Origin of the sequence: Trebonia sp. (genome assembly GCF_030042015.1) — a bacterium.
Taxonomy (GTDB): Bacteria; Actinomycetota; Actinomycetes; order Streptosporangiales; family Streptosporangiaceae; genus Trebonia.
Genome location: NZ_JASIAL010000453.1, coordinates 1 through 7,578 on the forward strand (window position 1 = coordinate 1; position 7,578 = coordinate 7,578).

Genomic DNA, 7,578 nt, shown 5'->3' on the forward strand with positions numbered 1-7,578 from the left:
TGGGCGCCGGGCCGCGGCACAGCGTCGGCAGCCGGCGGCAGTCGCAGCGGGCGCACTTCGCGCAGCCGCCCCGCCTCGGCCCGCGTGGCGACCCGGACCTGGTCTTCGACCGAGTTCACGATCCCTCCCTGAGCATCCGGCCGACGGCGGCGATCGCCCTGGACGTCGCCGACTTGACGGTGCCGCGGCTGACGCCCATGGCCTCCGCCGCCTGGTCTTCTGTCATGTCGAGGTAGTAGCGGAGCACGAGCGCCTCGCGCTGCCTGGCCGGCAGCCGCCTGATGGCGGCGAGCACCGCGCGGTGCTCTTCGCCTAGCAGCACCGTGGCCTCGGCGGACTCAAGCGCCTGCGCGCCGTCGTGGCGCCGGACGTCGGCCAGGACGCCGAACCGCGACTGGCGGCGCGCCGCGGTCCGGCAGCCGTTCAGCACGCTGGTCCGCAGGTAGGCCAGCGCGACCGGCGCGCCGGCCAGGCTGTCCCAGCGCCGGTAAAGGCCGAGGAATGCGTCCTGCACGACGTCCTCGGCGGCCGCCGGGTCGCCCAGCATGACGAGGGCGAGCCGGGCCAGGCTGAGCGCGTGCGCTGAGTAAAGCGCGGTCACATGCCGCTCGGCCGGCCAGGCCCCGGCGTCGGCGTCACGGGTGTCCGCGTGGTCCACGTAGTAAAGACTCGCCGGCTGGCGGAAGGTTGCTCGCCAGCGGCCGATGGCGCCGGGGGCCTACCAGGCGATCGAGTCAGGCGGCGGAGTTCCGCCGGCCAGCAGGAACGACAGCGGCGTGAACCTGCCGTGGGTGATCACGCCCGCCTCGACGCGGTCGCTGGCGGTCTTGGCCAGCGGCGCTATGTCCAGGTAGCCGATCACTACGCTGCCGGACGGGTTAGCCCACAGGACGCTCGCGGACCCGGAGCGGCACTGCCCCGTGTACTGGTACACGGTGCCGGTCAGCTGTCCTGTCGCGGTCGAAAACTCAAGGAGCGCCGGCCGGTCCGCCGCCACGGTGCCGGCGCATCCTCCCGCGGCGCCCTTGCCCGGCGGCGGGGAAGTGCCGCAGATGATCGTCTGCCCGCCGGCGGTGGGCATGAGCGTTGTGCAGTCCGGCCGGGCGCCTTGTTTCAGGTCAAGGACGACCTTGCTGTCCGCCAGCAGGTTCTGTCCCGGCCGGGCCAGGTCGAGCACCCGGACGGTCGTGGTCGTCAGGCCCTGCAGCCCGAAGACGAACGCCAGCTCGCGCCCGTCGGCCGTCCAGGACAGGATCGTGTTGTCATCGAATATAAAGTTCTGGCCGAAGACCAGCGCGCCTCCGTCCATCGGTGAGACCACTACCGGCGCGGTCCATGCCCGCAGCAGCTTGCCCGTGGCCACCGAGTAGATCCACAGCCGCACCGGCAGCGCCTCCGCACCCGATTCCTGGAACATGACGGCCAGCTCGGTGCCGTCGGGCGACAGCGCGATCCCGTCCACAGTGGTCCCGAGCAGCGACGGCCACGGTACCGCGGGGATGGCCAGCCTGGTCAGCCGCGCCGGATGCGCGGAGCCAGGGAAAAGACGCAGCAGGTACCACGCCGGCGGCGTCGGCAGCCGGTCAGGCCAGGTGAACTGCCGGACGTCGAGGATGAACGTCCGGTCGTCCGCGGCGGCGGTGACGCCGTCGAACGTGTCATGCGCGGGCGGCTGCACGGTCGCGAGCACCGTGCCCGTGCGCGTGTCGCCGACAACCACCGGGTCGGGGGACCCGCGGTTGTCCGGGTGGTCGAGCGCCACGTAGTACGTCGGGACGGCCGCGGGCAAGGCGGGGCGCGCGGGGGAAACCACGCGTCCGTTCGGGATATCCCGGACGATCACCAGCGCGATACCGATCGCCAGCACGGCCGCCGCGGCGGTCACCGGCGCCAGCCATGTCCGCCAGCGGCGCGCCCGCCGCACCCTGGCGCCAGGCCGCGGCCCGGGCGACGTGCCCGCGGCCGGCGGGAGATCGAGCGGCCGCACGCGCGACACCGCGCCGTCGACGGCCCGCGTGGCGGCGCGGATCCGCTCCTCTACCGTGTTCATGACCCCTCCCTCAGCATCCGGCCGACCGCGGCGACTCCCCGCGAGGTGGCGGATTTCACCGTCCCCCGGCTGACCCCCATGGCGCGCGCCGCCTGCTCCTCGGTCATGTCGAGGTAGTAGCGGAGCACGACCGCCTCGCGCTGCCGGTCCGGCAGCCGGCGGATCGCGGCGAGCACCTCGCGGTGCTCCTCGCCGAGCAGCGCCAGCGCCTCGGCGGACTCAAGCGGCGGCGGCTCGGCGAAGGAGGCCGTGCCCGCGCCCGCCCCGGCGGCCGCGCCCGCGCCAAGGCTCAGGACGCCCCGGCGCCGCGCCTGGCTCCGCAGCACGCTGCGGCACCCGTTCAGCACGCTGGAACGGACGTAAGCGAGCGCGGACGAGGCGTCGGCCAGGCTGTCCCAGCGCCGGTACAGGCCGAGGAAGGCGTCGTGGACCGCGTCTTCGGCCGTGCCCTGGTCGCCGAGCATGATGACGGCCAGCCGGACCAGGCCAAGCGCGTGCTCGGCGTACAGCGCGGCCACCGCGTCCGCCGCTGGTGACGGAGCCTGCGCGTCCACTCTGTCCACGTATCAGAGACGCCCTGGCGGCGGCAAAGTTGCCCGTGGGATGGCGGCGCCCGGGGACCCCGCCGCGCGGGGGTTCGCCACCGGACCTCAAATCGCGGGGAGTAAGTTACCTGGGTGAGGACCTAGGTCCATTCCTGAGGTCTAAACCAGCGGTCTAAACCAGTAAGGGGTCGCAAAGACCGGTCAAAACGGCATAGATCACCGCTTACACCGTGTTTGACACCACACTCGAGGGTCCAATGTCCGGATCTGTCCACATCGGTAGGGTCGTGATTCTGCGACCCGACCGGAGCCGGGTAGAGTCCGAACGGCGGAGCTAACCGGCGCGAGGAGCGTTCAGTGCCGAAGTTCGTGTACGACTTCACCGAAGGTAACAAGGACCTCAAGGACCTGCTCGGCGGCAAGGGGGCGAATCTTGCCGAGATGACCAATCTCGGCCTTCCCGTCCCGCCCGGGTTCACGATCACCACCGACGCGTGCCGCTATTTCCTGCGCAGCGGCACGACGCCCGACGGCCTTGACGACGAGGTGACAAGACACCTGCAAGCGCTGGAACGCACGATGGGCAGGCATCTCGGCGACCCCGCGGACCCGCTGCTGGTCAGCGTCAGGTCCGGCGCGAAGTTCTCGATGCCCGGCATGATGGACACCGTCCTCAACATCGGCCTGTCCGATGACTCGGTCCAGGGCCTGGCCAAGCAGTCGGGCAACGAGCGATTCGCCTGGGACGCCTACCGCCGCCTCATCCAGATGTTCGGCAAGACCGTGCTCGGCATCGACGGCGACCACTTCGAGCACGCGATCGACGCCGCGAAGCAGGCCAAGGGCGCGAGCAGCGACACCGACCTGGACGCCGAGGACCTGCGGACCCTCACGGCCACGTACAAGGAGATCGTCAGGGTCCACGCGCACCGCGAGTTCCCGCAGGACCCGCGCGAGCAGATGGACCTGGCGATCACGGCGGTCTTCGACTCGTGGAACTCCGACCGCGCCATCCTCTACCGGCGCCAGGAGCGGATCCCCGCCGACCTGGGCACGGCCGTGAACGTGGTGGCGATGGTGTTCGGCAACCTGGGTGACGACTCGGGGACCGGCGTGGCGTTCACCCGCGACCCGGCCACGGGCGCGCAGGGTGTCTACGGCGACTACCTGCAGAACGCGCAGGGCGAGGACGTGGTGGCCGGCATCAGGAACACGGTCCCGCTGCAGGACCTGGAGCGCATCGACAAGACCTCCCACGACCAGCTGATGCAGATCATGGCCACGCTGGAGAACCACTACAAGGACCTGTGCGACATCGAGTTTACGATCGAGCGCGGCAAGCTGTGGATGCTGCAGACCCGGGTCGGCAAGCGCACCGCGGCGGCGGCGTTCCGGATCGCGACCCAGCTGGTGCGCCAGGGGCTCATCGACGACGACGAGGCGCTCACCCGGGTGTCCGGCGACGAGCTGGCGCGGCTGATGTTCCCGCGGTTCGACACGACCGGCGACGTGACGCTGATCACCACGGCGGTCAGCGCATCGCCCGGTGCCGCCGTCGGCAAGGCGGTCTTCGACTCGGCGATCGCGGTCGCGCGCGCCGAGGCAGGGGAGAAGGTCATCCTGGTCCGCCGCGAGACCAACCCCGACGACCTGCACGGGATGATCGCCGCGCAGGGCATCCTCACCAGCAGGGGCGGCAAGACGAGCCACGCGGCCGTGGTGGCCCGCGGCATGGGCAAGACCTGCGTCTGCGGCGCAGAAGCCCTCAACGTCGACACCAGGGCAGGGAAGTTCACCGCGCCGGGCGGCGTCACCGTCGCCGAGGGCGACGTGATCTCGATCGACGGCACGTCAGGAGCGGTCTACCTGGGCGAGGTCCCCGTGGTCGCGTCCAACGTCGTGCAGTACTTCGAGGGCAAGCTGGCGCCTGACGCGGACGACCTCGTCGCGGCCGTGCACACGATCATGACCCACGCGGACGCCAGGCGCCGGCTCGGCGTGCACGCCAACGCCGACACCGGCCCGGACTGCGCGCGGGCGCGCCGGTTCGGCGCGGTCGGCGTGGGCCTGGTCCGCACCGAGCACATGTTCCTCGGCGAGCGCCGCCAGCTCGTCGAGCGCCTGATCCTGGCCGAGGACGACGAGCAGCGCCAGGCGGCCCTGGACGCCCTGGAGCCGCTGCAGCGCGGCGACTTCGTGGAGATCCTCGAGGCGATGGACGGGCTGCCGGTGACGATCCGGCTCATCGACCCGCCGCTGCACGAGTTCCTGCCCGACCTGACCGAGCTGAGCGTGCGGGTCGCCCTCGCCGGCGACAGCGCCACCGCGCAGGACAGGAAGCTCCTTGAGGCGGTCCGCCGCCTGCACGAGCAGAACCCGATGCTCGGCCTGCGGGGCGTGCGGCTGGTGCTGGTCGTCCCCGGCCTGCTCGACATGCAGGTCCGCGCGATCGCCCGCGCCGCGGTCATCCGCAGGCAGGCCGGCGGCGACCCGCGCCCGGAGGTCATGATCCCGCTCACCGCCACCGTGCAGGAGATGGAGATCAGCCGGGAGCGGACCGAGGCGGTCCTGCGCGACGTCGAGCAAGAGACCGGCGTCCACGTGGACACGCCGATCGGCACGATGATCGAGGTGCCGCGGGCGGCCCTGACCGCGGGCGAGATCGCGCGGGCGGCGGAGTTCTTCTCCTTCGGCACCAACGACCTGACGCAGATGACCTGGGGCTTCTCCCGCGACGACGTCGAGGGCGCGTTCTTCAGCCCCTACATCGAGCTGGGCATCTTCGGCGTGTCGCCGTTCGAGACGATCGACCGCGACGGCGTGGGACGGCTGGTGCGGATCGCCGTGGCAGAGGGCCGCGCCACCCGTCCTGAGCTGCACGTCGGCGTCTGCGGCGAGCACGGCGGCGACCCCGCGTCGGTCTGGTTCTTCCACGAGGCCGGCCTCGACTACGTGTCGTGCTCGCCGTTCCGGGTGCCGATCGCCCGGCTCGAGGCGGGGCGCGCCGCGGTGGCGAGCGCGGGGAGCGACACTAGGTGAGTGGCCTACAGTCCGCATGACACCGAGCGCTGGGCGGCCGAGCCGCCCAAGCGCACCGGCCGCACGAATTTCCAGCGTGACCGCGCGCGCGTCCTGCACAGCTCCGCGCTGCGCAGGCTCGCCGCGAAGACGCAGGTCGTCGAGGTCGGCGCGAGCGACTTCCCGCGCACCCGGCTGACCCACTCGCTCGAGTGCGCGCAGATCGGCCGCGAGCTCGGCGCGGCCCTCGGCTGCGACGCCGACCTGGTGGACGCGGCGTGCCTGGCGCACGACCTGGGCCACCCGCCGTTCGGCCACAACGGGGAGGCCGCGCTCGCCGCGCTCGCCGCCGACGGCGGCGAGCTTGCCTGCGGCGGTTTCGAGGGCAACGCCCAGTCGCTGCGGCTGCTCACCCGGCTCGAGCCCAAGGTCCCCGGCGCCGGGCTGAACCTGACCAGGGCGACGCTCGACGCGACCCTGAAGTACCCGTCCGTCGGGTCGGGCACCGGCAAGTACGGCGCTTACCTGTCCGACGGCGCCGCGTTCGCGTGGATCCGATCCGGCGCGCCCCCCGGCCGGGCGTGCCTGGAGGCCCAGGTCATGGACTGGGCGGACGACGTGGCGTACTCGGTACACGACGTGGAAGACGGTCTGCACGCGGGGCTTGTCTCCCTGAAAGACCTCAACAATCATTCCGAACGATCCGTTGTTTCCCTGGTCGCGCTCGCCGCGTACTGCCCGCGGGGGTGGGACGTGCCGGCGGCCGAGCTCGAGACGGTGTTCGCGGAGTTCATGGAGCTGCCGTGCTGGCGGTTCGGCTTCGACGGTGGCCCTGCCTCGCTCGCCGCGGCGAAGAACCTGACAAGCGAGCTGGTCGGCCGCTTCTGCCAAGCCGCCGAGCAGGCGACCCTGGACGGCCCCCCCAACCTCAGCCGTTACGCGGCGAACCTTGTCGTGCCGCGTCGCCAGCTGCTTGAGTGCGCGCTGCTCAAGGCGGTCGCCGCCCACTACGTGATGACCAGGCAGGGCGCCGCGGCGCAGCAGGCTCGCGAGCGGGAGCTGATCGCGGAGCTCGCGGTCGCGATCGACCGCGGCGCGCCGTCCACGCTTGACCCGGTGCTGCGCCCGTCCTGGGACGGCGCCGGCGGCGACGAGGCGCGCCGGCGTGTCGTCATCGACCAGGTCGCCTCGCTCACCGACACGTCCGCTATCGTCTGGCACCGTCGGCTGTGTTGACGCAAGGGAGGCGCACGTGACGACTTTCGTGATCGTGGGTGGCGGCCTGGCGGGCGCGAAGGCCGCGGAGACGCTGCGCGCCGAGGGGTTCGACGGCGACGTCGTGCTGTTCTGCGCGGAAGACGATCGCCCCTACGAGCGCCCGCCGCTGTCCAAGGGCTACCTGCTCGGCAAGGCCGCACGCGACTCGGCCTTCGTCCACCCCGCCGGCTGGTACCCCGAGCACGGGGTGGACCTGCGCACCGGCGTCACCGTCACCGCGATCGACCCGGGGGCGCACCGGGTGGCCTACGACGGCGGCACGCTGTCCTACGGCAAGCTGCTGCTCACCACGGGCGCCGAGCCGCGGCGGATCGACATCCCAGGGGCCGGCCTCGACGGGGTGCTGTACCTGCGCAGGATCGGGGACTCGGACCGGCTGCGCGAGGAGTTCCGCGCCGGGATCAGGGTCGTGGTCGTCGGGGCCGGCTGGATCGGCCTGGAGACCGCGGCCGCCGCCACGCTCGCCGGCGGCCACGTCACGGTCGTGGAGCCGCAGCCCGGGGCGCTGCACGCCCAGCTCGGTCCCGAGCTCGGCGCGGTCTTCGCCGGGCTGCACGAGGCGCAGGGCGTGGAGTTCCGGTTCGGCGAGACGGCGGCGGAGTTCCACGGCGACGCGGCGGGCCGGGTCGGGTCCGTGCTCACCTCGGCGGGTGCGCTGCTGCCCGCCCAGGTGGTGGTCGTCGGCAT

At 72.2% G+C, this 7,578-nt stretch carries 6 protein-coding genes; 3 read left to right on the forward strand and 3 right to left on the reverse strand.

From position 1 onward, the window contains the following. Nucleotides 1-115 precede the first annotated feature (115 nt). The 3 genes from Q1N79_RS24390 to Q1N79_RS24400 are packed head-to-tail and all read right to left on the reverse strand — an operon-like array spanning nt 116 to nt 2,613. Nucleotides 116-658, reverse strand: a complete 543-nt coding sequence (locus Q1N79_RS24390; RefSeq protein ID WP_300612801.1) for a sigma-70 family RNA polymerase sigma factor — start codon at nt 656-658, stop codon at nt 116-118. 60 nt (nt 659-718) lie between these two features. After that, entirely contained in the window at nt 719-2,050 is a 1,332-nt protein-coding gene (locus tag Q1N79_RS24395) for a hypothetical protein (RefSeq protein ID WP_300612803.1), read from the reverse strand. Beyond that, nucleotides 2,047-2,613, reverse strand: a complete 567-nt coding sequence (locus Q1N79_RS24400) for a sigma-70 family RNA polymerase sigma factor (RefSeq protein WP_300612805.1) — start codon at nt 2,611-2,613, stop codon at nt 2,047-2,049. The genes Q1N79_RS24395 and Q1N79_RS24400 overlap by 4 nt, the downstream gene beginning before the upstream one ends. Nucleotides 2,614-2,952: 339 nt before the next feature. On the opposite strand from Q1N79_RS24400, the gene ppdK reads away from it, so the two are divergent. From ppdK to Q1N79_RS24415, 3 genes are all read left to right on the forward strand, one after another. Further along, a complete protein-coding gene (gene ppdK / locus Q1N79_RS24405; protein ID WP_300612806.1) occupies nt 2,953-5,634 on the forward strand; it encodes a pyruvate, phosphate dikinase in 2,682 nt (893 codons plus the stop codon). Further along, the gene (locus Q1N79_RS24410; RefSeq protein WP_300612808.1) at nt 5,635-6,849 is read left to right on the forward strand and encodes a deoxyguanosinetriphosphate triphosphohydrolase; all 1,215 of its coding nucleotides are present in this window, start codon (nt 5,635-5,637) and stop codon (nt 6,847-6,849) included. 16 nt (nt 6,850-6,865) lie between these two features. Then, nucleotides 6,866-7,578, forward strand: a 713-nt coding sequence (locus tag Q1N79_RS24415; protein ID WP_300612810.1) for an FAD-dependent oxidoreductase, incomplete at its 3' end; no start/stop codon positions are given.